The organism is Mucilaginibacter sp. OAE612 (assembly GCF_041806395.1).
In the GTDB taxonomy this organism is placed as follows: domain Bacteria; phylum Bacteroidota; class Bacteroidia; order Sphingobacteriales; family Sphingobacteriaceae; genus Mucilaginibacter; species Mucilaginibacter rubeus.
Genome location: NZ_JBGMUW010000001.1, coordinates 5,345,555 through 5,370,265, shown reverse-complemented (window position 1 = coordinate 5,370,265; position 24,711 = coordinate 5,345,555). Strand labels below are relative to the sequence as shown.

24 protein-coding genes are annotated in these 24,711 nt (G+C 41.9%); 21 read left to right on the top strand and 3 right to left on the bottom strand.

Going from position 1 to position 24,711, the window contains the following annotated elements:
- Window positions 1-3: 3 nt before the first annotated feature.
- Both ABID99_RS22210 and ABID99_RS22205 read right to left on the bottom strand, forming a co-directional pair.
- Window positions 4-1,533: a sensor histidine kinase gene (locus ABID99_RS22210; protein ID WP_373615142.1), complete on the bottom strand. Its 1,530-nt coding sequence runs from the start codon at window positions 1,531-1,533 to the stop codon at window positions 4-6.
- Between the two features lie 201 nt (window positions 1,534-1,734).
- Window positions 1,735-2,607, bottom strand: coding sequence for a transglutaminase family protein (locus tag ABID99_RS22205; protein ID WP_373615141.1), 873 nt, complete (start codon window positions 2,605-2,607; stop codon window positions 1,735-1,737).
- A 44-nt stretch (window positions 2,608-2,651) separates the two neighbouring features.
- On the opposite strand from ABID99_RS22205, the gene ABID99_RS22200 reads away from it, so the two are divergent.
- Entirely contained in the window at window positions 2,652-3,251 is a 600-nt protein-coding gene (locus tag ABID99_RS22200) for a hypothetical protein (protein ID WP_373615140.1), read from the top strand.
- A gap of 115 nt (window positions 3,252-3,366) precedes the next feature.
- Here ABID99_RS22200 and ABID99_RS22195 read toward each other — a convergent pair whose 3' ends face one another.
- The gene (locus ABID99_RS22195) at window positions 3,367-4,494 is read right to left on the bottom strand and encodes a polymerase (protein WP_373615139.1); all 1,128 of its coding nucleotides are present in this window, start codon (window positions 4,492-4,494) and stop codon (window positions 3,367-3,369) included.
- 207 nt (window positions 4,495-4,701) lie between these two features.
- Here ABID99_RS22195 and ABID99_RS22190 point away from each other — a divergent pair, with 207 nt between their 5' ends.
- The 20 genes from ABID99_RS22190 to ABID99_RS22095 all read left to right on the top strand — a co-directional run bounded on the left by ABID99_RS22190 (window position 4,702) and on the right by ABID99_RS22095 (window position 24,626).
- Window positions 4,702-5,682, top strand: a complete 981-nt coding sequence (locus tag ABID99_RS22190; RefSeq protein ID WP_373615138.1) for a deoxyhypusine synthase family protein — start codon at window positions 4,702-4,704, stop codon at window positions 5,680-5,682.
- A gap of 252 nt (window positions 5,683-5,934) precedes the next feature.
- Window positions 5,935-7,218 carry a cytochrome c3 family protein gene (locus ABID99_RS22185; RefSeq protein ID WP_373615137.1) on the top strand — a complete coding sequence of 428 codons (1,284 nt, stop codon included), beginning with the start codon at window positions 5,935-5,937 and terminating at the stop codon, window positions 7,216-7,218.
- 36 nt (window positions 7,219-7,254) lie between these two features.
- Window positions 7,255-10,317: a TAT-variant-translocated molybdopterin oxidoreductase gene (locus ABID99_RS22180; protein ID WP_176625225.1), complete on the top strand. Its 3,063-nt coding sequence runs from the start codon at window positions 7,255-7,257 to the stop codon at window positions 10,315-10,317.
- A gap of 26 nt (window positions 10,318-10,343) precedes the next feature.
- Window positions 10,344-11,816: an NrfD/PsrC family molybdoenzyme membrane anchor subunit gene (gene nrfD, locus ABID99_RS22175; RefSeq protein ID WP_091165019.1), complete on the top strand. Its 1,473-nt coding sequence runs from the start codon at window positions 10,344-10,346 to the stop codon at window positions 11,814-11,816.
- A gap of 5 nt (window positions 11,817-11,821) precedes the next feature.
- Entirely contained in the window at window positions 11,822-12,358 is a 537-nt protein-coding gene (locus ABID99_RS22170; protein ID WP_176625223.1) for a DUF3341 domain-containing protein, read from the top strand.
- On the top strand, window positions 12,342-12,926 hold the full coding sequence (locus ABID99_RS22165) for a cytochrome c (RefSeq protein ID WP_090530154.1): 585 nt from the start codon (window positions 12,342-12,344) through the stop codon (window positions 12,924-12,926). Before ABID99_RS22170 ends, ABID99_RS22165 begins: the two co-directional genes overlap by 17 nt.
- 13 nt (window positions 12,927-12,939) lie before the next feature.
- Window positions 12,940-14,208, top strand: a complete 1,269-nt coding sequence (locus ABID99_RS22160; RefSeq protein WP_090530151.1) for a quinol:cytochrome C oxidoreductase — start codon at window positions 12,940-12,942, stop codon at window positions 14,206-14,208.
- A gap of 48 nt (window positions 14,209-14,256) precedes the next feature.
- Window positions 14,257-15,444 (top strand): cytochrome c oxidase subunit II, encoded by a 1,188-nt coding sequence (locus tag ABID99_RS22155; RefSeq protein WP_090530148.1) that lies wholly within the window; start codon window positions 14,257-14,259, stop codon window positions 15,442-15,444.
- A gap of 20 nt (window positions 15,445-15,464) precedes the next feature.
- The gene (locus ABID99_RS22150) at window positions 15,465-17,354 is read left to right on the top strand and encodes a cbb3-type cytochrome c oxidase subunit I (protein WP_175490027.1); all 1,890 of its coding nucleotides are present in this window, start codon (window positions 15,465-15,467) and stop codon (window positions 17,352-17,354) included.
- A gap of 137 nt (window positions 17,355-17,491) precedes the next feature.
- The gene (locus ABID99_RS22145; RefSeq protein ID WP_188834474.1) at window positions 17,492-18,550 is read left to right on the top strand and encodes a heme A synthase; all 1,059 of its coding nucleotides are present in this window, start codon (window positions 17,492-17,494) and stop codon (window positions 18,548-18,550) included.
- Window positions 18,547-19,413, top strand: a complete 867-nt coding sequence (gene cyoE, locus ABID99_RS22140; RefSeq protein WP_112653994.1) for a heme o synthase — start codon at window positions 18,547-18,549, stop codon at window positions 19,411-19,413. The genes ABID99_RS22145 and cyoE overlap by 4 nt, the downstream gene beginning before the upstream one ends.
- 13 nt (window positions 19,414-19,426) lie before the next feature.
- The gene (locus tag ABID99_RS22135; RefSeq protein WP_229701753.1) at window positions 19,427-19,999 is read left to right on the top strand and encodes a cytochrome c oxidase subunit 3; all 573 of its coding nucleotides are present in this window, start codon (window positions 19,427-19,429) and stop codon (window positions 19,997-19,999) included.
- A 21-nt stretch (window positions 20,000-20,020) separates the two neighbouring features.
- Window positions 20,021-20,740 carry a cytochrome c oxidase subunit 3 gene (locus tag ABID99_RS22130; RefSeq protein ID WP_090530134.1) on the top strand — a complete coding sequence of 240 codons (720 nt, stop codon included), beginning with the start codon at window positions 20,021-20,023 and terminating at the stop codon, window positions 20,738-20,740.
- Between the two features lie 13 nt (window positions 20,741-20,753).
- On the top strand, window positions 20,754-21,092 hold the full coding sequence (locus ABID99_RS22125; RefSeq protein WP_090530131.1) for a cytochrome C oxidase subunit IV family protein: 339 nt from the start codon (window positions 20,754-20,756) through the stop codon (window positions 21,090-21,092).
- Window positions 21,092-21,790 (top strand): SCO family protein, encoded by a 699-nt coding sequence (locus tag ABID99_RS22120; RefSeq protein ID WP_188834472.1) that lies wholly within the window; start codon window positions 21,092-21,094, stop codon window positions 21,788-21,790. The genes ABID99_RS22125 and ABID99_RS22120 overlap by 1 nt, the downstream gene beginning before the upstream one ends.
- A 6-nt stretch (window positions 21,791-21,796) precedes the next feature.
- Window positions 21,797-22,372 (top strand): DUF420 domain-containing protein, encoded by a 576-nt coding sequence (locus tag ABID99_RS22115; protein ID WP_373615136.1) that lies wholly within the window; start codon window positions 21,797-21,799, stop codon window positions 22,370-22,372.
- A gap of 25 nt (window positions 22,373-22,397) precedes the next feature.
- Window positions 22,398-22,676, top strand: coding sequence for a hypothetical protein (locus tag ABID99_RS22110; protein ID WP_373615135.1), 279 nt, complete (start codon window positions 22,398-22,400; stop codon window positions 22,674-22,676).
- 53 nt (window positions 22,677-22,729) lie between these two features.
- Complete coding sequence (locus tag ABID99_RS22105) at window positions 22,730-23,134, top strand: DUF983 domain-containing protein (protein ID WP_188834469.1); 405 nt, start codon at window positions 22,730-22,732, stop codon at window positions 23,132-23,134.
- Window positions 23,112-23,774, top strand: coding sequence for a DUF2461 domain-containing protein (locus ABID99_RS22100; protein WP_373615134.1), 663 nt, complete (start codon window positions 23,112-23,114; stop codon window positions 23,772-23,774). Before ABID99_RS22105 ends, ABID99_RS22100 begins: the two co-directional genes overlap by 23 nt.
- A gap of 24 nt (window positions 23,775-23,798) precedes the next feature.
- Entirely contained in the window at window positions 23,799-24,626 is an 828-nt protein-coding gene (locus tag ABID99_RS22095; RefSeq protein WP_373615133.1) for an OmpA family protein, read from the top strand.
- Window positions 24,627-24,711: the final 85 nt, after the last annotated feature.

Sequence of the window (24,711 nt, the reverse complement as noted above, 5' to 3'; positions counted from 1 at the left end):
AGCTTATTGCAATTGTATGGTTAAATGTATGAAAAAATCTTTCGCACTTTCGCGGATCACCAATTCGTGTTTGTTAGGGTATAAAAGTGCCAGTCGCTGTTTAACGTTCTCGAGGCCGATGCCATTGTTGTATTTTTCGGTGTCGTTAACCACTTTAGGATGGATACTGTTATGCACATCAAAGTAAAGTGTGTTTTCTTTGGTTTGCAGGCTGATGTTGATGTGTGACGGTTCGCGCAGGCTGATGCCGTGTTTAAATGCGTTTTCAATAAAAGGGATCAGCAACATTGGGGCTATCTGCAGGGCATTAACATGCTCTTCAATTTGCAGCACGATGCTGATGTCCGGCGAGGTTTGAGTGCGCAATTTTTGCAGGGCGATATAGTTATTAAGATAATCGATCTCGCGTACCAGCAGTATTTTTTCCTGCATGTTTTCTTGTAGCATAAAACGCATCATATCGCCCAGCCGTTGCACGCCTTCGGCGGTGCGTTCGGCATCTTCCTGTAAAGCTGTTCCGTAAAGTGTATTTAATGCGTTAAACAGGAAATGCGGGTTAATTTGTGAGCGAAGGAAATCCAGATCGGCAGTGGAGCGGCCGAGGGCAGTTTTTAGGTAGGTGATCTCCTGATTACCCGCCAGTTTGCGTTTGTAAACTATCCAGGCAAAAGGCGCCGTAATCAGGATTTGTATCCCGCAATTAAAACCAAAAATAATGAATACAGGATCCTTTTGGTCAAAAATAAGTGCGGTTATAAAACCTATCGGAATTCCGATAATTATCATAATACCGGCAACTTTAAGCAGGTAATTAAAAATGCCGCGGTTTTTGGCAAGTGTTTGAGGTATTAAGCTATAAAATGATAAGGCATAAATACCAATGGCTGTTGGACCTATAATTACGCAAGTGGTGATCAACTCTATTGGGCCGTCAACAAGTGCCATTAAAAACACAATGATCATCAAAACAACGATAGCAATGATGCAATCATGAGTAAGCACCCGGTATTTTGCCTGGATCTTGTCGACATTTCCCAACAGGAACCTTGCCGAATATTTGATCATGCTGTAAAAAGTAAGCATCATCATTACCCATAGCGCATACAATACATTTGTTTTGAAAACGATGTTGTATACATAATCGGCTGATCTGTGGTAAAACAGGTATCCTTTTAACCAGGTATCGGTAATGCCAAACAATCCCCAGAGGATGATAAGCAATGCTAATCCTAAAATGATATTCCATACTACCTGCTTTTTCCCGGCAAGTGCGGGTATAATCACAAAGTTCCAGAGTAAAAAAGCTCCGTAATAGCCGGTATACCTAAACACCTGTGGAAAGAAATAATATTTAGAGTAGGAGTAATGCAGATGATAGTTATTAAACATATACCTGTATGGGGTCCATATTTCGTTGTCGGCACTGTTGGCTACTTTAGCCAATAGCAGCATAACAGCAAAAGCGTAAATGGTGCTTGCGGTCCAAAATTCAATTTTGCCAAGGTTAAGGTTTTTTTTCAGGAGATCGTTCATCGTATTTTGAATTATGCCCGCAAGGTATAATGCACAATACTACTGAATAAATAAATGGGATGAAACCGGTTCCTCGTGGGATGGGATTGGCTTTTTAGTAACAGTGGCAGATTTTAGTAGCAGCAGCGATTTGGAATCACATACTATACTAATTTGAAGGAGTAGAATTACTGCCATCGCCACTATCTTGCTGCTACTAAATCACTCCCCACGGCCTTCATCCATAATTTGGAGCAACTCATTTAGCTCCCTAACCTTTTCGGCCGAACCCAGATTTTCGTAGGCACTGATGAGGTTGCGAAGCACACGCTTAATAATATCTGTATTAGAGCATGGCTCGTAAAACTGTTTGTCAAATTTGAGGTTAAGTTGTTTCAGGAACATATCTACATCGCGCCTGCCAAACAGGAAACCCTTATTAAAGGCGTTGATATAAAACAGGATCCCGCTTTCAAACTCGCTTTGCATACTCTCGTCAAGATAGGCGAGGATAAAATGCTGGGGAAGGTTTACGCCGTAAACAGGGATATCCAGCTTTTGTGCAATGATAGAGTAGATAATCGCCAATGAGATCTGGTTGCCTTTTTTAGTTTCCAATACCTGGCTCAGATAGCTGTTTTGCGGATCGAGGTGATTGGCTGTATTGCCGCTGAAACCGTAGATATTGTAAAACACATGGTTAATGAGCTTGATCTGCTCTTTCGGGCTGGCTTCGTTCATCATCTGGATCCAGATATCTCGTTTAATAGCTTCTATCTGGTTAATTACCTTTTGCTCATCAAGATCGGGATATTGGTATCGGTTAATGATGAGGATGCCCTGCAACAAGTCGAACGCGCCGCTTTGATTCCAGAGTTTTAAATCGTTTTTAAGATTACTAAACTGAATTTCATGTACCAGGTTGGCAATGCGTTCTTGTTGAATAGGGTCAAAAGCCTGTTCAAAGGCCGACTCGAGATAAGTAATAGCCTCTGCTCCATATGAAAACAATTTGTTATACACATGCTCAAAGATCTCGCTGTCCGGATCATCCAGCAGGCGGATCAATGAATTTACTTCAGTTGGATTTATCATACGCTGTAATGCTAAAATACTAAACCTTTTCTATTTTTACAGCAATGTATAATATAAGGTATGGGCTTAATTACCTGCGGCACCGTTTTAGGGCTAACAACAGGCACGGCATACACTCTCCATTTGTTTACAAGCTGATTGATACGGTTATCTACGATTATCGAGGCCAAAAAGTGTACCGCGATATTAAAAAAATCGCCCAAAAACAACATTCTGACAAGGGTGTGATAAATACACTGCCGTTAAAATTTTACCGTCTGCTTTATAGGTTTTGTGTTTACTTTAAGCCCCAAACGATATTGTTAGCTGATGCGGAGGATTACATTGCCGAATTTGTTATTAAACAATCTAACCCCGAGGTTCAAAGTGTTTCATCAACAACATCAGGCATTCACCAGGTTGACATGATACTGGCAGATGCCTTAAAACAACGACCTCTCAGTTATCTTGAAAAGATTATTCCATCTATCCATGATGACAGCGTTATCATATTTACAAACATCTATCGCAATGCATCCACCAGGCAATCATGGGAGCAGCTTAAACTAAACCAGCAGGTTAGAGCCACTATTGATTTATATTTTATCGGCATGGTATTTTTTAAGCCGGGGATGAGTAGGGAAGATTTCAGGGTGAGGTATTAACCGTTGGTTAGTTCATGGTTAATAGATCATAGTTCATGGCCGAAGTGTGGTTGTATTACACCACTCAATCCATTTACGATAATTTGCTATGAACCATCAACTATGAACTTAAAGATCAAAACGACTGTCCCAATGCAATATAAAAACCGGTTAATCTTTTCTCGTTAGGAATCTTCTGACCTACACCATAATCAACACGTACGGCAAGCCCTTTTTCCACATCGAAAAAGTAACGGATGCCGCCGCCATAGTTGGGTTTCAGTTCGGATGTGCTAAAGCTGCTTTTAAAAACTTCGCCTCCGCCAACAAAACCGGCAAATCCAATGCGGTCGCTTAGGCGGTAGCGTAGTTCGGCCTGGCCGGCAACCATGTTACGATCGCGGAAACGGCCATTGTAATATCCCCGCATCAACTCATCGCTTCCCAGGTCGGGCAATAAATAAAATGGGGAAGTACTGCCGGTAAGGCTTTGCTCCTGTACATCAAGGCCGAGCACCCATTTAGGCGCCAATAAAAAAAACTGGGAATATTCGATGTTGAAGAAGCCTCCTTTGTAATCGTTATTACCAAACATGCCATGTATAGCCTGGAAATAAGTGTTTACGATGAGTCCTTTGGTGGTATAAGTATTATTGTTCCGGTTATCGAATACAATGGTAGGACCTAAATAGACACTTGGTCCGCCGCCGCGGTTTTCCACGCGCGGATCGGTGTAAAATATGCCTGTTTTATCATCGTCTCTGAATTTGTAATCCCAGGCACCACCGATTATGCCGGCGTACAGGTTATTGGAGATCTTTTTTTCGGCAGTAAAATTTACCTTGAAACGCTTTTGACCAAGCCTATCAGAGTTAGCCTTTAAAGTATTGTTGCCAATACCGTAAAAGTCAAAAGGGAAATTAATGTAGCTGATGCCTGCGGTAAGATGGTAATTGTTTCCGGGAGTCCAATAACTGGTGGTAAGGCTTAAATGGCTTTGGCCTTTGGTAGTTATAGAAGCATAACCAAAAACGTTAGACACGCGCGTATTAAACTTGGACGTATCGGTGTAAAAAGATAGTAAACCGGCGCCGCCAACTTCAAGGCCGGTTTCCGGGGCAGAGCTTAATACAGGCAAAATAACAAAACTACTTTTGCGGGTGGTATCTTTATCAAAATACATTCGCTTTACAATGCGGGAGATTTGTGAAAAGGCACTGGTTGAAAAAGCGCAGACCAGTATTAAGGTAACAAGTTTCTTCATAGATGTTTGTCGTGGCTAATATAACCCATTTTGTTTTATAAGGTTCGGCGAACGGGCATTTTTAAAATTAGGATGACAATACGCTGAGGGGGTAGGGGACAGGATGCTAATTTTAGGTATGAAATGGTTATAAAAAGATAAAGGTTCATTTAAAATTCAATTTAACTAAAATGTCTACTTTTGCGGCTGAAATTTTATTGAAATATTATGAGCACTACAAGAGGACCTATTTCGCAGTTTATTGAAAGAAATTATCTGCACTTTAACGCCGCGGCATTAATGGATGCAGCTAAAGGCTATGAAACACACCTTGAAGAAGGCGGTAAAATGATGGTAACTTTAGCCGGTGCCATGAGTACAGCTGAGCTGGGTATTTCACTGGCCGAGATGATCCGCCAGGATAAAATTGCTATCATTTCATGTACAGGGGCCAACCTTGAAGAGGATATCATGAACCTTGTGGCACACTCACACTACAAAAGGGTGCCTAACTACCGTGACCTGAGCCCCCAGGAAGAGTGGGACCTGCTCGAAAATCACTATAACCGTGTTACCGATACCTGTATCCCGGAAGAAGAAGCTTTCCGCCGTTTGCAAAAACACATTCATAAAATCTGGAAAGATGCTGATGACAGTGGCGAGCGCTATTTTCCGCATGAGTACATGTACAAAATATTATTGAATGGCGAGCTGGAGCAATACTATGAAATTGATCCTAAAAACTCATGGATGCTGGCTGCTGCCGAAAAGAACCTGCCTATCGTAGTACCAGGCTGGGAAGACTCAACCATGGGCAACATCTTTGCTTCATACGTAATTAAAGGTGAGCTTAAAGCATCAACCATGAAAAGCGGTATCGAATACATGGCATGGCTGGCCGACTGGTATACTAAAAATTCATCTGGCAAAGGCATCGGCTTTTTCCAGATAGGTGGTGGTATAGCCGGCGACTTTCCGATATGTGTTGTGCCGATGCTTTACCAGGATATGGAAATGCATGATGTACCTTTTTGGAGCTACTTCTGCCAGATCTCCGATTCAACTACTTCATACGGTTCATACTCGGGCGCAGTTCCAAACGAAAAAATAACCTGGGGCAAGCTTGACATCCACACACCTAAGTTTATTGTAGAGAGTGATGCTACGATTGTTGCACCACTTATTTTTGCCTGGTTATTAAAACAATAGATAAAATTTTATAATTAAAGTTGGATAATAATTATTCCCCAAAAATGTCAAATGACATTAATATGCATTTAGCAGCGTTTAAACGCAGTTTTTTGTCTATTTAGAACGATTATAAATTATAGGTTGGTGTCATTTATGTGTCACCGATAGTGTATAAAATTATACTTTTGTGCCTGTAATTATCCGATGAAACATACATCTTACAACAGTTTCAATCATTAATATAAAAATTATTTAGCATAAATACACTGTATGAGAAGTTTCTCATTGATTCTTAAACAATTCTCAAGGTCGGTTTTACTGATTGCCGGGTTTGCTTTTTGGAGTTTATCAACTGCGTACGCGCAAACTGACGCTGCTAAAGGCGAGGCCATTTTCAAATCAAAATGTACTACCTGTCACAAAATCGACACCCGTTTAATTGGTCCGGCATTAGGCCCGCAGCTTACTCAAGAAACCGACGATAAATATCTTATCCAGTGGATTCAGAATAACCAGGCGCTGATTGCTGCTAAAAACCCTAAGGCACTCAAAATTTATAATGAGTATAACCAGTCGGGCATGACCGTATTCGCTGACCTTAGCGATGCCGACGTAGGCAACATTATTACCTACGTTCGTACTACCTGGAAGGACATGCAGGCAAAACCTGCTGGTGGTACTACCGCTGCTCCGGGTGCGAAAGTTGAAAGTGGCCCAAGTGATATGGTTGTTTACGGTTTGATCGGTATCATCATTATCGCCTTCATCGTTATCCTGGTACTAAACAGGGTAGTAGGTTCTTTAGAGCGCATTTTGCTTAAAAACAAAGATCTTATTATTGAGGACGAGGTTGTTACTCCGGAAGGTGCCGTAGCGGTTGATGCTAAAAAGGAATTTATCACTAAGATCCTTAAAAACAAAAAACTGGTATTCTTTATATTGGTTGCCGGTACTGTTGCAATGTGCAGCTGGGGTTGGGTTACTTTATGGAACACCAATGTTCACCAGGGTTACCAGCCGGTGCAACCTATTAAATACTCGCACGAGTTACACGCCGGTATCATGAAAATTGATTGCCAGTACTGTCACTCAGGTGCATACAAGTCAAAAAATGCTTCTATCCCTTCATTAAACGTGTGTATGAACTGCCACAAGGTTGTTAAAACCGAATCGGAAGAGATTCACAAGATTTATGACGCTTTGGGTTACGATCCAAAAACACAGAAGTATGACAGCACCGCGGCTAAACCAATTCAGTGGGTACGTATCCACAACCTGCCCGACCTGGCTTACTTTAATCACTCACAACACGTAAAAGTTGGCGGTATTAAATGTCAGCAGTGCCACGGCCCGGTACAGGAAATGAAAGAGGTTTACCAATACTCTCCGCTTACCATGAAATGGTGTATCCAATGCCACAAACGTACCGAAGTTAACGGTAAAGGCAATGCTTACTATGACAGCATCCTGGCTGCACACGATAAGATCAAGAAAGGTGAGAAAGTTACAGCCGCCGTATTGGGTGGTATCGAGTGCGGTAAGTGTCACTATTAATAAAAAGAATTTAGCATTACAGTTTATACAGCTTAAATGGACAGCAATAAAAAATACTGGAAAGGTTTAGAAGAACTAAACAGAACACCAGAATTTGTTGAGAAAAATAAGAACGAATTTGCAGAGCCAATTCCTATCGAGGAAGTGCTTAGCGGATCTGGTTTATCAGCTAAAACTCCCCGCCGCGACTTTTTAAAAGCGCTTGGTTTTGGTGTTGGTGCGGTTACATTGGCAGCTTGTCAGAAAGTGCCGGTGCATAAATCAATTCCGTACCTGATCAAACCTGAAGAGGTTACCCCGGGTGTGGCTAACTATTACTCTTCAAGCTACGAAGGCCAGGCTATTTTGGTTAAAACCCGAGAAGGTCGCCCTATCAAAGTAGAAGGTAACCCTAACGACGTGTTTTCAAAAGGTGGTTTAAGCGCCCAGGCCCAGGCTTCGGTACTTGACCTGTATGATGTTAACCGTTTAAAAGACCCTAAGTTAAAAGGTGTCGAAGCAGGTTGGGCTGAGGTTGATGCTTATGTAATGAAAGAGCTTGCAGCTGTTGCTGCATCAGGCAAAGGTATCCGTTTGGTTACTTCAACTGTATACAGCCCTTCAACCTTAGCAGTTATTGCCGAATTCATCGCTAAATACCCTACTACAAAACATATCAATTATGATGCGGTTTCCTACACCGGTATCATTCAGGCTAATCAAAACAGTTTTGGTAAAGCAGTATTGCCTCACTACAATTTTGATAAAGCCGATGTAATTGTGAGCTTTGGTGCTGATTTCTTAGGTACATGGATCTCTGGAGAAGAATTTACCCGTCAGTACGTTTCAAACCGTAACAGCAAATCGCTGGCCAACAAAAAAATGTCTCGTCACATTCAGTTTGAAACTGGTATGAGCATGACCGGTACTAACGCCGATGCCCGTATCACTACCAAACCATCTGAAATTGGCGTTGCATTAATAAACCTTTACAATGCAATCTCTGGTACTACTTTACCTGGTTCAAAAGCAACCGGAAGCAAAAAAGTTGATACCGCTATCCAGTTAGCCGCTAAAGAATTAGTAGCAGCTAAAGGAAAAGCATTGGTTGTTTCAGGTTCAAACGATGTTGCTACACAAGTATTGGTAAACGCTATCAACTCCTTATTAGGTAGCTACGGTACTACTATCGATTTGGATAACCCATCAAAACAATACGCTGGTAATGATGCTGCATTTGTTGAGTTTGTAAGCGAAGTAAAACGTGGTGATGTTGGTGCGGTATTATTTTTGAATGCTAACCCTGCTTACGATTACTACAAAAATGATGAGTTTAAAGCAGCGTTGAAAAACGTTCGTTTAACAGTATCATTTGCTGATCATGCTGATGAAACAGCTTTATTAGCTACAGTTAACGCTCCAAACCACCATTACCTGGAAACATGGGGCGATGCTAATGCTGTTGAAGGTTACTACACTGTAATACAGCCAACAATTAACCCGGTTTATAATACCCGCCAGGCAGAGCACAGCTTACTGGTTTGGATGGAAAACCCAATAAAAGATTACTACACTTACGTACGCAAAACCTGGGATTCAGGCTTGTTGGCAAAAGGCGGCTTGTCTGGTCAAAAAGGCTGGGAAACCTTGTTGCAAACAGGTATGGTGATAGCAGCTCCTGCTACAGCGGGTGCTTACAGCTTTAGCCTTGACCTTGCCGGCGTAACGCAAAAAATATTAACCCAAAGCAAAGCTGTTACTGCAGATGGTGACAAATTTGAGTTACAACTTTATGTAAGCCAGGCTATAGGTGATGGTAAACGTGCCAACAACCCATGGTTGCAGGAACTTCCTGATCCGGTTTCAAAAGTTACCTGGGATAACTTTGCTGCCATGTCAATTTCTGATATGAAGAAATTGAAACTGGAAGAAGGTGATGTGATCAAAATTGAAGCTAACGGTTATTCGGTTGAGTTACCGGTATTAGCCCAGCCTGGTCAAACTCAGGGAACTTTATCTGTTGCTGTAGGCTATGGCCGTACAAATGCTGGTCCGGTTGGTAACAACGTTGGTAAAAATGCTTTCCCATTCTTTAGCTTAAGTAATGGTACTTTCCAAACTGCTGCTGTAGCGTCATTTAAATCGGCTGGTTACAAATCGCCGCTTGCACAAACACAAACCCACCACTCGTACGAGGGCAGGAGCGTGATCCGCGAGGCTACTTTTGTTGAATACAAAAAGAACCCTGCTGCAGGAAGCGGTAATGAGCACGGTCGTAAAGATTACAACGCCGAATCGCTTTGGGATAACCATGATCGCCCTGTTTATGACTGGGTAATGGCTATCGACCTTAACGCTTGTACCGGTTGCGGTGCTTGTGTGGTTGCATGTTCTGCAGAAAATAACATCCCGGTTGTAGGTAAAGATGAGGTTTCACGTCGTCGTGAAATGCACTGGATCCGTATCGACCGCTACTATAGCTACAATGACCATGGCAACAGCGAAGAAGCAGTTACCAAAGAAAAGGAAATTGATAAGCTTGAGAACTTTGACAATGTATCGGTTGTTCACCAGCCAATGCTTTGTCAGCACTGTGACCACGCACCTTGCGAAACTGTGTGCCCGGTATTAGCTACCGTTCACTCGTCTGAAGGTTTAAACCACATGGCTTACAACCGTTGCGTAGGTACACGTTATTGCGCTAACAACTGTCCGTTCAAAGTACGTCGCTTTAACTGGTTCAACTACTGGAACGATGCACGTTTTGATAACTACCTGCAGGGTGAGCATACACAATTAGTACTTAACCCGGATGTGGTTACACGTTTCCGTGGTGTTATGGAAAAATGCTCAATGTGTATCCAACGTATCCAGGCTGGTAAACTGAAAGCTAAAATTGAAAAACGCCCGCTTAAAGATGGCGAAATCAAAATGGCTTGTCAGCAAACATGTTCTGCCAACGCTATCGTATTCGGTAACAGGAATGATCCTAACTCGGAAGTTTCAAAAGCACTTGCAAGCGAAAGAACTTACTACGTGCTTGAAGAACTTAACGTACAGCCAGGTATTGGTTACCAGACAAAAGTTAGAAATATAATAGAAACTGAAGCTCAGGCATAAATTTTTATATACAGAGATTAAGATATATGGCATCTCATAGTGAATCAATAATAAGGGAACCGTTAATTACGGGTAAGGACATCACGTATGCAAAAATTACGAATGATGTATTACGCCCTGTAGAAAATATGCCGGGTAAAGCCTGGTGGATCGGCTTTAGTGTAGCCTCGCTTGGCGCCTCGCTTTGGGTTTTCGCAATCAGCTGGACCTTCTGGTTCGGTTTGGGCGAATGGGGCCTGAACAAAACAGTAGGATGGGCCTGGGACATTACCGGTTTCGTATGGTGGGTAGGTATCGGTCACGCCGGTACACTGATCTCGGCGGTATTGTTATTGTTCCGTCAAAATTGGCGTAACTCTATCAACCGCTCGGCCGAAGCGATGACAATCTTCGCGGTAATTTGTGCGGCTACTTATATCGCCGCTCACATGGGCCGCCCATGGATGGCCGTTTATTCATTACCGTTGCCAAACCAGTACGGTTCATTGTGGGTAAACTGGAACTCACCTCTGATCTGGGACGTATTTGCGATCTCAACATACTTCTCGGTTTCATTGGTATTCTGGTACACAGGTTTATTGCCTGATATCGCTACCATCCGTGACCGTGCACAAGGTATCCGCCGCCGTATCTATTCGGTATTGTCATTCGGCTGGACAGGTTCAGTTAAAACCTGGCAGCGTTTTGAAACAGTATCATTGATCCTGGCAGGTGTTTCAACCCCACTGGTACTTTCGGTACACACCATCGTATCAATGGACTTTGCAACTTCACTGGAACCAGGATGGCACACTACCATCTTCCCTCCATACTTCGTTGCGGGTGCGATCTTCTCGGGTTTCGCCATGGTACAAACCCTGTTGCTTATCGCACGTAAGGTTTTAGGCTTGGAAAACTATATCACCATGTTCCACATCGAATCGATGAACAAGATCATCATGTTAACAGGTTCGATAGTAGGTGTGGCTTACTTAACAGAGTTGTTCATCGCTTTCTACTCACAAAACGAGTATGAGCAATATGCTTTCGCAAACCGTATCGCCGGTCCGTACTGGTGGGCTTACTGGAGCATGATGACCTGTAACGTAATTACCCCGCAGTTGTTCTGGTTCAAAAAGATCCGTACCAACATTCCGTTGTCATGGGTACTGTCAATCGTGGTTAACATCGGTATGTGGTTTGAGCGTTTCGTAATTATCGTTACCTCGCTGCACCGCGACTTTATACCATCAAGCTGGGCTATGTTCTATCCAACCTGGGTTGACGTGAGCGTGTTCATCGGTTCAATCGGTGTGTTCTTTACCATGTTCCTGTTGTTCATCAGGGTATTACCTTCAGTGGCTATGGCCGAGGTGAAATTACTGTTGAAGAGCTCAAGCGAGCAGGCCAAGAAGAAACTTATGGACGAAGGCCATGTTGTACCTGCCGAAGCAGAATTTTACATCGCTTCGCTGGAGAAATTTGATAGTGTTGAACAGTCTGAATACTTAAAAGCATAATACTAATGAGTAGCACTAAATATATATTAGGCGTTTTTGATGATCCCGATGATATGATGCATGGGATTGATAAGCTGCAAAAGAACAGCGTACCTATTTATGACGTTTATACGCCTATGCCTATCCACGGTATTGAGGCTAAATTGAACATTAAGGATTCGCGTTTAGGTTATGCAGCATTTATGTTCGGTTGTTTGGGCGGTACCATTATGTTCAGCATGGTTTATTATATGCTTGTTCATGATTGGCCTATCAATATCGGTGGTAAAAACTTCTTTGCTATCCCGGATTTTATCCCGGTTACATTTGAGTGGACGGTATTATGGACTTCATTTGGTATGACCTTTACTTTCTTCTTCGCAAGTCACCTTTTCCCGGGCCGCGCGCCAAGGGTAATGGACCTGCGTGCAACTGATGATAAGTTTGTAATAGCAATCAATGCTAAAGGAAACATTTCTCACGATGATATAACTAATTTACTAAAAGAAGCGGGCGCTACAGAAGTTAAGCATAACGACAGAAAATATGTTAGCTATGAATAAAATTAAAATATTAGGAACAATTGTTACTATTATCGCTGCTTCGATAGTTTTTACATCGTGCAAGGATAAAAGGAGTACCGGCTGGGAGTATGCACCTAATATGTACGAGCATTTGGCATACGATCCGGATCAGAAAAATAATAATTTTAAAGATGGTAAAACCGCTCAGTTACCACCTGCCGGAACTATCCCGGTTGGCTTTACCAAATTTGATTATCCAAATACCAAAGAAGGTTATGAATTAGCCAGTGTTGAGGTTAAATCTGTACTGGCACAAACTCAGGCTAATTACGCCGAAGGTAAGATTTTGTTTGAGCACTTTTGCTCACCTTGCCATGGTGTTAACGGTCAGGGTGACGGTTTAGTGGTACAGCACGGTTATCCGGCTCCTCCATCATATTCAAAAGGCCAGTCATCACGCGGTGGTAACATGAAAGACCTTACAGACGGTAAAATTTATCATACCATTACTTACGGTGTAAATGCTATGGGTTCATACGCTTCTCAGCTTGCTCCCGAAGAACGCTGGAAAGTGATCATGTATGTTCACCATTTACAAACCTTATAAGAAAAAGATATTAATGAAGACTCATAATAATTTTGACGGGCAATACGAATTTGTCGGCAAAGCCAAAACATGGAGCTTAATATGCATCGTGATTGGTTTGGTTGCCATACTTGGTGGCTTTGCGCTTGGCTACGCTGAGCGTACCTTTGCCAACCTGTTGCTAATGACCTATTACTTTGCAGCGGTTTGTATGTGCGGTATTTTCTTTTGCGCCGTGCAATATGCAGCACAAGCTGGTTGGTCTGCATCAATGATCAGGATTCCACAAGCTTTTGGTAAAGTTTTGCCGATAGCAGCAATTACTCTTATTGTGGTAGTTATCGCAGGGTTTTCATTAACACATACAGTAACCAATGAAGAAGGTAAGCAGGTTGTAGCTCCTTACCTGTACAAAATTTGGGCTGCTGCCGGTGTTACTGATCCTCATAACGAAAATTACAACGCCATTATAGCTGGCAAAGCCGGTTACATGAATAAAGTTGGATTTATAATCCGTTTAATTTGCTTCCTTGGTTCATATTGCATATTTGGTCGTTTATTGGCTAAATATTCAGAAGCGGAAGATGATTTGGGCGGCATGTTCTACTACAAAAAGAGCTTTAACATGTCATGCTTATTCTTGGTGATCTTTGGTTTTACTACACCAATATACGCTTTCGATACCATCATGTCTTTAGAAGCAGAATGGTTCTCAACTATGTTTGGTTGGTATAACTTCGCAGCAATGTGGGTTAGCGGTTTATCTGTTATTACACTTACATTAATCAGGTTAAAACGTATTGGTTACTTTGAATGGGTTTCAGAAGATCATATGCATAGCTTAACCAAGTTTATCTTCGGTTTCTCTATCTTCTGGACTTACGTATGGTTTGCTCAGTTCTTGTTGATTTACTATGCTAACATGCCTGAGGAAACAGTTTACTTCTTTAAACGCTGGGAGCCTGAGTTTAAACCTTGGTTCTGGATCAACATCGTAGTAAATTTCCTTACTCCTTTATTAGTGTTGATGTCACGTGACTCTAAACGTATCTATCGTACTGTTGAGATTATGTGTATTATCCTGATTGTTGGTCACTGGTTAGATTACTTTATGATGATCATGCCTGGTACAGTTGGCCCAACTTCATCGTGGTTAACTGAGATTGGCCCGATTGAGATAGGCGTGTTCTTAGGTTTCGGAGGTTTATTTACCTTCACTGCGATGACAGCTTTAACCAAGTTCAAATCGTTAGTTCCTAAAAAACACCCGTTCTTACAGGAAAGCCTTCATCATCACATATAATAATTATTACATTTGCACCATATACAGAATACCAAACAGCTTACTAAAATGGGATTCAGAAAACTAATAAATTCTAAAAAACTACTATCGTTCTTCGCTGCGTTTATGCTCCTGGGCACAAACCTGCTGATGGCGCAAACTGCGGCAGGTGCTGCTCCGGGCCAGGAAGAGGCCCCTAAGGTTGACTGGACCGGGATTGCGTATTATGTGCTTATATTTTTCCTGATCTGCTTAGGCGTTGCCATTGTTGGTAAAATCCTCAAGATCTACGATCTTACTTTAAAGATGCAAGGCAAAAAAGGCATTAAGTGGAATACCGTGATGGCTGTAATTTGTATTGTTTTCCTTTTTGTAGGTTTATACGGTGCTTACTGGTCATTTACCGAACAGGGCAGTATGACATTACCTGAAGCCGCTTCGGCTCATGGCGTTAAAATAGATGAGATGTTTACAGTCACTACTGTTTTAACAATGATAGTATTTTTTGTTACCCAGATCCTGCTGTTTACATTCCTGTTCCAATACCGTCATTCCGATAAACGTCGTGCACACTTCCTGCCTCACAATAATACCATTGAGAAAGTTTGGACAATTGCACCAGCCATCGTTCTGACTATCCTGGTTGTGTTTGGTTTTTTTACCTGGCAGAAGATCATGAACAGCGAAAATCTTAAAGATGATATCAATATCGATGTAACCGGTCACCAGTTTGCCTGGGAATTGCGTTACCCTGGTAAAGATGGTGTATTAGGCCCCAAAGATTTCCGTTTGGTTACAGGCGCTAACTTGTTAGGTGTTAACTTTAAAAAGAAAAGCAGTTTTGATGACTTGAAGGTTGATACTATGTATCTGCCGGTTAACAAATCAATCAGGCTGAATATCCTTGCACAGGACGTGATCCATAGCGTTTATATGCCCCACTTCAGGGTTCAGTTGAACGCGGTACCTGGTTTACCAACCTTCTTTAAATTTACCCCGACTATTACTACCGCAGAAATGCGTACCAAATTAGACGACCCTAAATTTGAATATACCCTTTACTGCAACAAAATATGCGGTGGAAGCCATTACAACATGCAAAAAGTTGTACGTGTTGTTTCTGAAGCCGAATATCAGTCATGGCTGTCAAGGCAAAAGCCTTACCTCAATGATGCTTTAAGAAAAGAGCTTCATTTTGCGGCAGCAAACAACGAGCAAAGCGGTGCTTCAACAAATAGGTTAGCGTTAAATAATTAATAAAGATAAGAAATAGAGATATGTCAACATTAGCAGTTCACGACCACGCAGGAGCCCACCACGACGAACACGGTCACGAACACCATCATGACCAATCATTCCTGTCTAAATATGTATTTAGCATGGACCACAAGATGATTGCCAAGCAATTCCTGATTACAGGTATTACGATGGCGGTTATCGCAATGATTTTGTCAATCCTGTTTAGGATCCAGCTTGCTTACCCTGATAAAACATTCCCGCTGTTAACAACTTTGTTGGGTCGTTTTGCACCTAACGGTCGTATCAGTCCCGATTTTTACCTTGCTTTGGTTACCATACACGGTACTATCATGGTATTCTTCGTACTAACTGCCGGGTTGAGCGGTACTTTTGCCAACTTATTAATTCCATTGCAGGTAGGTGCACGTGATATGGCTTCGCCTTTCATGAACATGCTTTCATACTGGTTCTTCTTTTTAGCCAGCGTTATCATGTTGTCATCTTTCTTTGTACAAAAAGGCCCTGCCAGCGGTGGCTGGACAATCTATCCGCCATTATCTGCATTGCCAAAAGCAATGCCGGGTTCAGGCGAGGGTATGACCCTTTGGCTGATCAGTATGGTACTGTTCGTTGCATCATCATTAATGGGTGGTATCAACTACGTAAGTACTGTATTAAACATGCGTACAAAAGGCATGGACCTTTGGAAAATGCCATTAACTATCTGGGCTTTATTCCTTACTGCTATATTAGGTATCCTTGCATTCCCGGTTTTAGTTGCTGGTGTAGTATTGTTGATATTTGACCGCAGTGTTGGTACAAGCTTCTATTTATCTGATATCGTATTAAACGGCGTACAGCAACCATTTGAAGGTGGTAGCCCGATCCTGTTCCAGCACTTGTTCTGGTTCCTTGGTCACCCGGAAGTATATATCGTTATTATGCCTGCGATGGGTATCTCATCTGAGGTAATGTCGGTAAACTCACGTAAACCAATCTTTGGTTACCACGCGATGGTTTACTCTCTAATCGGTATCACGGTATTATCGTTTATCGTATGGGGCCACCACATGTTTGTTACAGGTATGAATCCATTCCTGGGTGGTGTGTTCATGATCACTACTTTGATCATTGCGGTTCCATCAGCAGTAAAAACATTCAACTGGTTAGCTACACTTTGGCGCGGTAACATCAGGTTTACGCCTGCTATGTTGTTCGCTATCGGTATGGTGTCGTTCTTCATCTCTGGTGGTTTAACGGGTATCTTCCTGGGTAACGCTACTTTGGATATCAACTTACATGATACTTACTTTGTGGTTGCCCACTTCCACCTGGTAATGGGTTCGGCTGCTATATTTGGTATGCTTGCGGGTGTTTACCATTGGTTCCCTAAAATGTTCGGCCGTATGATGGACGAGAAATTAGGCTACCTGCACTTTTGGTTGACATTTATCTGTGCTTACCTGGTATTCTTCCCAATGCACTTTATGGGTCTTGACGGTGTGCCACGTAGGTATTATGCCTTCACCGAATTTGCTTCAATGCAAAAATGGTTAACCATCAATACATTTGTAACCTGGGCTGCTATTATCGCCGCACTTACCCAATTTGGTTTCCTTTATAACTTCTTTGTATCTATCTTCAAAGGACAAAAAGCAACTCAAAACCCATGGGAGTCAAATACACTTGAATGGACTACTCCTGTTGAGCACTTACACGGCAACTGGCCGGGCGAAATTCCAACCGTTTATCGTTGGCCATATGATTACAGCAAACCAGGTGCAGAAGAGGATTATATCCCTCAAACTGTTCCTTACTCGCAAACTATGAGCTCAAACCTTCCGCACGATTTTGAAGATAATCCTGCAGGTTTGGAAGAACTTAATAAGTTTACAAGTACGCTGAAAGCAAACGAACAAGTAAAATAAATTAATACTTATCTGATCTTTTAGGGTACCGGTTAAGTCTTAAGTCGGAAGTTTTGAGTCCTAAGTTAAGCAGCTTTGAACTTAAAACTTAGAACTTCCGACTTAACAAGGTACCCTAAATTTTTAGAACTATTTAGATGAGCACAGCCGGAAAAAATAGGTTTCAAAAGATCAATATTACAACCATTGTTCTGCTCTTTGTTTTGATTCTTGCCGGTGGTGTTGTGCGTAGCTCAGGTTCAGGCATGGGATGTCCAGACTGGCCAAAATGCTTCGGAAGGTATATTCCGCCTACTGATATTAGTGATCTGCCTAAAGATTATAAACAGAAATACGTAGCCAAACGGGTTGAAAAGAACCAGCGTTTTGCAAAAACACTTGATGTATTTGGTTACAGTGATCTGGCAAAACGAATCCGCGAAGATCGTTCTATCCTTGTGCCTGAGGAGTTTAATGCAGGCAAAACATGGACTGAGTATATCAACCGCCTTATTGGTGCTTTATCTGGCTTTTTTCTTTTGCTTTCGGTTGTTTTTTCATTCAGCTACTGGAAAACGGATAAGAGGATAGCCATCCTGAGTATTTTTAATCTGGTGCTTGTGGGGTTTCAGGCGTGGTTAGGCTCAATCGTGGTATCTACCAATTTGATTGCCTGGATTGTTACCGTACACATGCTTTTAGCGCTGGCTATCTTAGCTATTTGTATTTACACTTATCATGTAGCGCGGATTTCGGGTAAAAGTACTTCAGGGTCGTCACCTTTGGTTTACGTTATAACGCTTGCTGCACTGTTTGTAAGTATTCTGCAAATTGCTTTCGGAACCGAGGTACGTGAGAAAATAGATGCGGTTGCCAATCATTTTCAGGGAGGTTACCGTAAAGATTGGATCACTAATGCCGGCGAGATATTTCAACATCACAGGGATATAGCCATTTTGGTGTTGATATTGAACGTTGCTTTGTTTGCTTTGATCCGTAAAGGCTTTAACAGGCATTCTATTCAGCAGCAGCTGATGAGTTTTACATTTTTAATGATCACGTTGCAGATTGTTACCGGGATCTTGTTATCATATCTCGCATTGCCGCCTGTTGCCCAGGCTGCACATATTGTATTGGCGAGTTTAATATTTGGGGCACAGTTTTATTTGCTTTTGAATTTATTTCAGGGTGTTAAGGGTAGGGAGGTAAGCAGATGAAATGGGCTGATTTTTCAAAATTGATCAAAACAAGACTTACTACCTTGGTGGTATTTTCGGCGTCGATATCATTTTTAATCGGATGTCGCGCAAATGGCCATATTGTTTGGATTGATTGGGTAAAGCTTATTATAGGTGGTTTCCTGGTTACATCGGCAGCCAATGCCTTTAACGAAATCATCGAAAAAGATTTGGATAGGCTGATGAAGCGTACTATGGACAGGCCAATCCCTTCAGGCAAAATGACCACGGGGCAGGCATTAGTATTAGGTTTAGGCATGGGCATGGCCGGCACTTACTTGTTAGGCAGCTTAAACCTGTTAACCGGCTTACTATCTGTATTTTCGATTTTATTGTATGCATTTGCGTATACGCCTTTGAAACGCAAATCGGGTATTGCAGCAGTTTTTGTTGGCGCTATCCCCGGAGCATTGCCGCCGCTTATAGGCTATGTAGCTGCGCAGGTTCACGGTAGGATAGACGAAATAGCTTTAATCTTATTCTCTATCCAGTTTATCTGGCAGTTTGTTCATTTCTGGGCTATTGCTTGGGTTTTGGATGATGATTACAAGCTCGCAGGTTTTCGCTTGTTGCCGTCAGGTAAAAGAGATTTAACAAGTGCGGTAATTACGTTTATATTTGCCATCGTTTTAGTACCCGTAAGTTTATTGCCAACCTTTTACGGTTATGGTGGTTACTGGGTAGGCGGTGTATCGCTGATATGCAGCTTAATATTTTTATATCAGTCATTTATGCTGTTACGTACCCGGCAAATACCCGAGGCTCGTAAATTAATGTTCGGCTCGTTTTTTTACCTGCCGGTAGTTCAGATAATGTTTTTAGTAGATTTTATAGTTAAGTGAGATGATGGCAAGGATGGAACAAGATAACGACAGGCTGAACCTTGGTGCCAAAAAGTTTAATATGTGGATCTTCATATTCACATCATTTATGCTTTTTGCAGCTTTTACCAGCGGCTTTATCGTTTATTCGGGAGGCAGCGGGCACGGTTTAAATGTGATCATGCCGCAGTCGTTTTTGTATAGCACTATTGTTATAGTGTTAAGCAGCGGCTCGTTGTTTTTAGCGTCAAAGGCTGCCAAGGCGTTGCAGTTTGACAAACAGAAGCTGTATTTATGGATCACATTGGGCTTAGGGCTGGCTTTTTTTGCCTTACAGATCTATGCCTGCTATGTGTTAACCTTCAAAATGCAGATCTATTTTGTTGATCCTAATGCTTCACGCTCCTTTGTTTATGTTTTTGTTGGCGCGCATTTGGTACACATTTTTGCGGCGCTGTTATTGCTAATAAATACACTTATAGGTACATACCGTAATATCCCCCAGGTAAAGAATATGTTTAAGATGGAATTAACTTCCATTTTCTGGCATTTTCTCGATATTATATGGATTTATCTCTATGTTTTTTTACTTTTGAATCATAATTAATACACCCATAGATTAGTACAGATGAGTACAACAGTTTCACAAATTGACGAAGTAAAAACTTCGCCCTGGTCGGGAGGAAGATCCCCGTTCAACGTGGAGTACGGAAAAATAATGATGTGGTTTTTCCTCCTTTCGGATGCATTTACCTTTTCATCGTTATTGATAGCTTACGGTTCATTGCGTTTCAGCGCAAGCGTATGGCCAGGTGCGGATAAGGTTTTTCAATCAGTACCCGGATTAGTTGATCACGGTGCACCATTGGTGTTTGTGGGTTTAATGACCTTCATCCTCATTGCAAGTTCTGTTACTATGGTATTGGCTGTAGAGGCGGGCCATCGTAATGCTAAAAAAGAGGTAGTAGGTTGGATGATAGCTACAGTGATAGGCGGTTTCATGTTCCTTGGTTGCCAGGCTTTGGAATGGGGACATTTACACCATGAAGGTTTCTGGTGGGGAAGTGTTCCGCCTGCCGAAGAACTTAAAAAGTTATTTACCGGCGGCACCGAAGCTGTGCAACATATGACTTCGCAGGAGTTTGCTAACTTGTTCTTTACCATCACAGGTTTCCACGGTTTCCACGTATTTACAGGTGTTATTATCAACATTATTATTACAGTAAACGTGTTAATGGGCACATACGAAAAACGAGGCAGTTATTTAATGGTTGAAAAGGTTGGTTTGTACTGGCACTTTGTAGACCTTGTTTGGGTATTCGTATTTACATTCTTTTACTTAGTTTAAAAATATTTATCATATGTCAGCAGAATCGCACGAAATTCATCACGATGGTGATCATGAAACCATGAGCAGAAAGCGGATATGGCAGGTTGCAGGTATCTTAACTGTTATTACCTGTATCGAATTCTTTATCGCGCTTGTATGTGTGCCTAAAGGAATTCTTCCGATACAGTATGCCAATCCTGTATATATCGTTTTAACCTTGCTTAAAGCATTTTATATAGTTGCATATTTCATGCACTTGAAGTTTGAGAAAATGGGTCTCATATTGTCAATAGCAATTCCGGTAATATTTATAATCGGTTTAATCCTGGTACTTACAAACGAAAGCCACCACTGGGTTGACCTGAGGTAATGAACAAGGCTTCTATATTAAAAAAGATCCTGATCCTGGTACTCATATTAGCGGTACCGGGATTTTTATATTATTTACTTACCGCTAAAGGTAAAAACAGGTATAAGCCCCTCGCTGTTTTTGGGCCAAAGGTGGTTGCCAAAACAGGTCATAAATTTCACGGCAAGTACATTCCTGATACCATTTACCACACCATTCCTGATTTTAAACTTACCGATCAGGAAGGAAAGCCGGTTACACTGAACACACTGAAGGGAAAGATTTTTGTAGTTAATTTCTTTTACGCTAACTGCCCTACGGTTTGTCAAACCATCAACAAAAACATGAGCTGGCTGGTGGGTACGTATTACAAAAACAAGATGGTTTACTTTTTAACCATCACAGTTGATCCGGAACATGATACTCAGGAAGTATTAAACAAATACCTGCAAACATTTAAGCCCGAATCAAACCGCTGGCTGATGTGCGGTGGTGATACTTCATCTGTTTACAATTTTGCCCGTAATGGCCTCTATGTAAATGCTGCAAAAGCCGGTAACGACTTTGTTTACAGCGATGATTTTGTACTGGTTGATCAGGAACACCGGATTCGTGGATATTACAAAGCAGCGGTAACACCAGAGGTAAACCGCCTTAACGATGAGATAAAAGTGTTGATAGCCGAAGAGCTTCGTAAAGTTGATAAGCCGTTATATTAATTTGCCATGAGTGATAAATTTATAATCCGCTTTGTTGCGGGTGTTACCATATTTGTAATTGCAGTAGTTGTTTTGTTAAACAGGCACCTGATACCGGGTCCGGCTGTAGCTCCCGCTTTTACACCCTACCTGCCGATGCTTAATGCTGTACTTAACGGCACTTGTACCTTATTGCTTCTTTTGTCGTTATATCAAATTAAACAAGGGAATATAACACTACATAAACGACTTAACATTGTTACGTTCTGTTTATCGTCGTTATTCCTTGTATCGTATATCCTGTTTCATTACCTGATGCGTAACGAGATCGTTTACGGAGATATTAACGGCGATGGGCAGTTGTCAGCAGCAGAAAGGGCATCTGCCGGTTTTTTGAGGACAATATACTTAACCATTTTGACGCCTCATATTATACTTGCAGCAGCTGTTTTACCGTTAATATTATTGAGCTTTTACCGTGGCCTGCAAATGCAGGTTGAAAAGCATCGTAAGCTGGTGCGCTGGGCATTCCCGATATGGCTGTACGTTACCGCGAGCGGTGTGGTGGTTTACTTAATGATTCGCCCGTTTTATCATTTTTAATTTATAATTGGTTAAATTTGTACTTATGAAACAAGGTTTTAAAGTTATCCTTTTTGTACTGGCCCTTGGCCTTATGCTAATTGCCCGTGAACCTGTAAAAGCTCAGTGCGCACAATGCGCTGCTACTGTCGAAACCAACGCTCAAAGCGGTAGTTCAAAAACAAGGGGTTTAAATAACGGGATCCTGTTTTTATTGGGCGCTCCTTATTTTGCTGTAGCATTGGGGGGGTACATCTGGTATAAAAAGTACCGTCGTAAAGATGTTAAGCTTGAGATGCGCGGCGAAAAACTTAATCTGAATTAATAAGCAAGTGCGGGTATTATTTGCCGCTTTTGTAATCTTATAAGATACTTATCGTGTCGCAAACACCAAAGTCATGGGCTATGCTTAAATGTAAATGTCCGCGCTGCAGGCGCGGCGATATGTTTAAGGGTAGCCCTTACAGTTTCTCCAATAAAATAAATCTTAACTGCCCGCATTGTAACCTCTTTTTTGAGATAGAGCCGGGTTATTTTTATGCCGCCATGTACGTTAGTTATGCACTGAATGTTGGCGAGGCCCTCGGGATTGCGTGGCTTACTTATTTGATTACTCATAACCAGGATTCGCCATGGTTATATCTTGGTGCCATAATTTTTGGCTGCTTTGCACTTGCTCCTGTAAATTTCAGATATTCGCGTGTGTTTTTGTTGTATTGGTTATCACCCAAGATACATTACCAAAGCTATTTAGATACCGATGATATACCAGGAAAGTATTGAGTTTTTGAAAGATCTCACCGAAAATAATAACCGCGAATGGTTTGCCGCCAATAAAGAGCGCTACGATAAGGCCCGCGAAAATGTAATTGATTTTACAACCACGGTGCTCGGCAGTGTTCGCAAAATTGAAGCAGGGATGGACGAGAACCTCGATGCCAAAAAATGTGTGATGCGTATTTACCGCGATATACGCTTCAGTAAAAATAAAGCGCCTTATAAAAATAACTTTGGGGTAAGCTTGCCAACCTCGGGCTTAAAAGGCGGCGGTGTTGAGTATTACCTGCATATCCAGCCAGGTAATTCATTTATCGGCGGCGGATATTGGATGCCGGAAGCACCGCATCTGAAAGCCATTCGCCAGGAAATAGATTACAATGCTGCCGATCTGAAAAAGATCATCGATGATAAAGCGTTTGTTAAGCTGTTCGGTGATTTCAGGAAGCAGGAGCAACTTAAATCTGTGCCTAAAGGATATGAACCCGATAATGAAAATATCGACCTGCTGAAGCTTAAAAGCTTTGTGGCCTGGCATAAGCTGGAAGATAGAGAACTTACAACGGCTGGTGCTGAAAAGCTGGTTACTGATGTGTGCGCTATGATCCATCCGCTTAATGTATTTTTGAAGAACGCCATTTCTTAATTCGATATAAACCCCTTAATAACTATGAAAATTAGATATGCATTTTTAGCCGCTGCTGTATGTTTCACAATGTACTCATGCAAGGTAATGTCCCCAAAAGCATACAAAACCCTTGTTGCCGAACGTGACTCTTTAGCTAACCGCACAACAAACCTTGAAGGAGAGCTTGCACAGCTGCAGGCAGATACAGCCCGCCTGCACAACCAGCTTGCCGATCTGCGCAAAAACAACAGTGTATTAAACAGTAACCTGGATGCAACATCGTCAAAAGCTAACGAATTGGCCGCCCGAACCTCAAGACTGGCCGCTGATTTGAAAAAACGTGAAGCCCGTTTAAAGGAAGTAGAAGATATTTTAAAGAAACGTGATGAGGCTACCAACGCATTGAAAGATAAATTGCAAAAAGCATTATTAGGCTTTCAGCAAAGCGGTTTAACGGTAGATATCAGAAATGGCAAGGTTTATGTATCATTAGCTGATAAGTTATTGTTCCCTTCGGGCAGTATTATTATTGACGAGAAGGGTAAGGCGGCATTGAAACAGCTTGCCGTAGTAGTTAACAAGGAAGCAGATATCAATATGGCGGTTGAAGGCCATACAGATGATAAGAAGGTAAAGAACCTTGGCCAGATCAAGGATAACTGGGATTTAAGCGTTCTACGTGCTACCTCGGTAACCCGTTACCTCACCGAAACTGAAGGTGTTGACCCGCACAGGCTTACTGCAACAGGTAAGAGCGAGTTCCAGCCGATAGATGCCTCCGGTACTGATGAAGCCCGCGCAAAGAACAGGCGAATAGAGATCGTGCTTACCCCTAAGCTCGATGAGTTATACAACCTGATCACTAAGTAATAAATGAAGCTCCCGGATGACCGCCGGGAGCTTTTTTGTTTTAGACGTTTTTCTTTCGGTTATTAAGAGGCTGTTTAAATTTTAT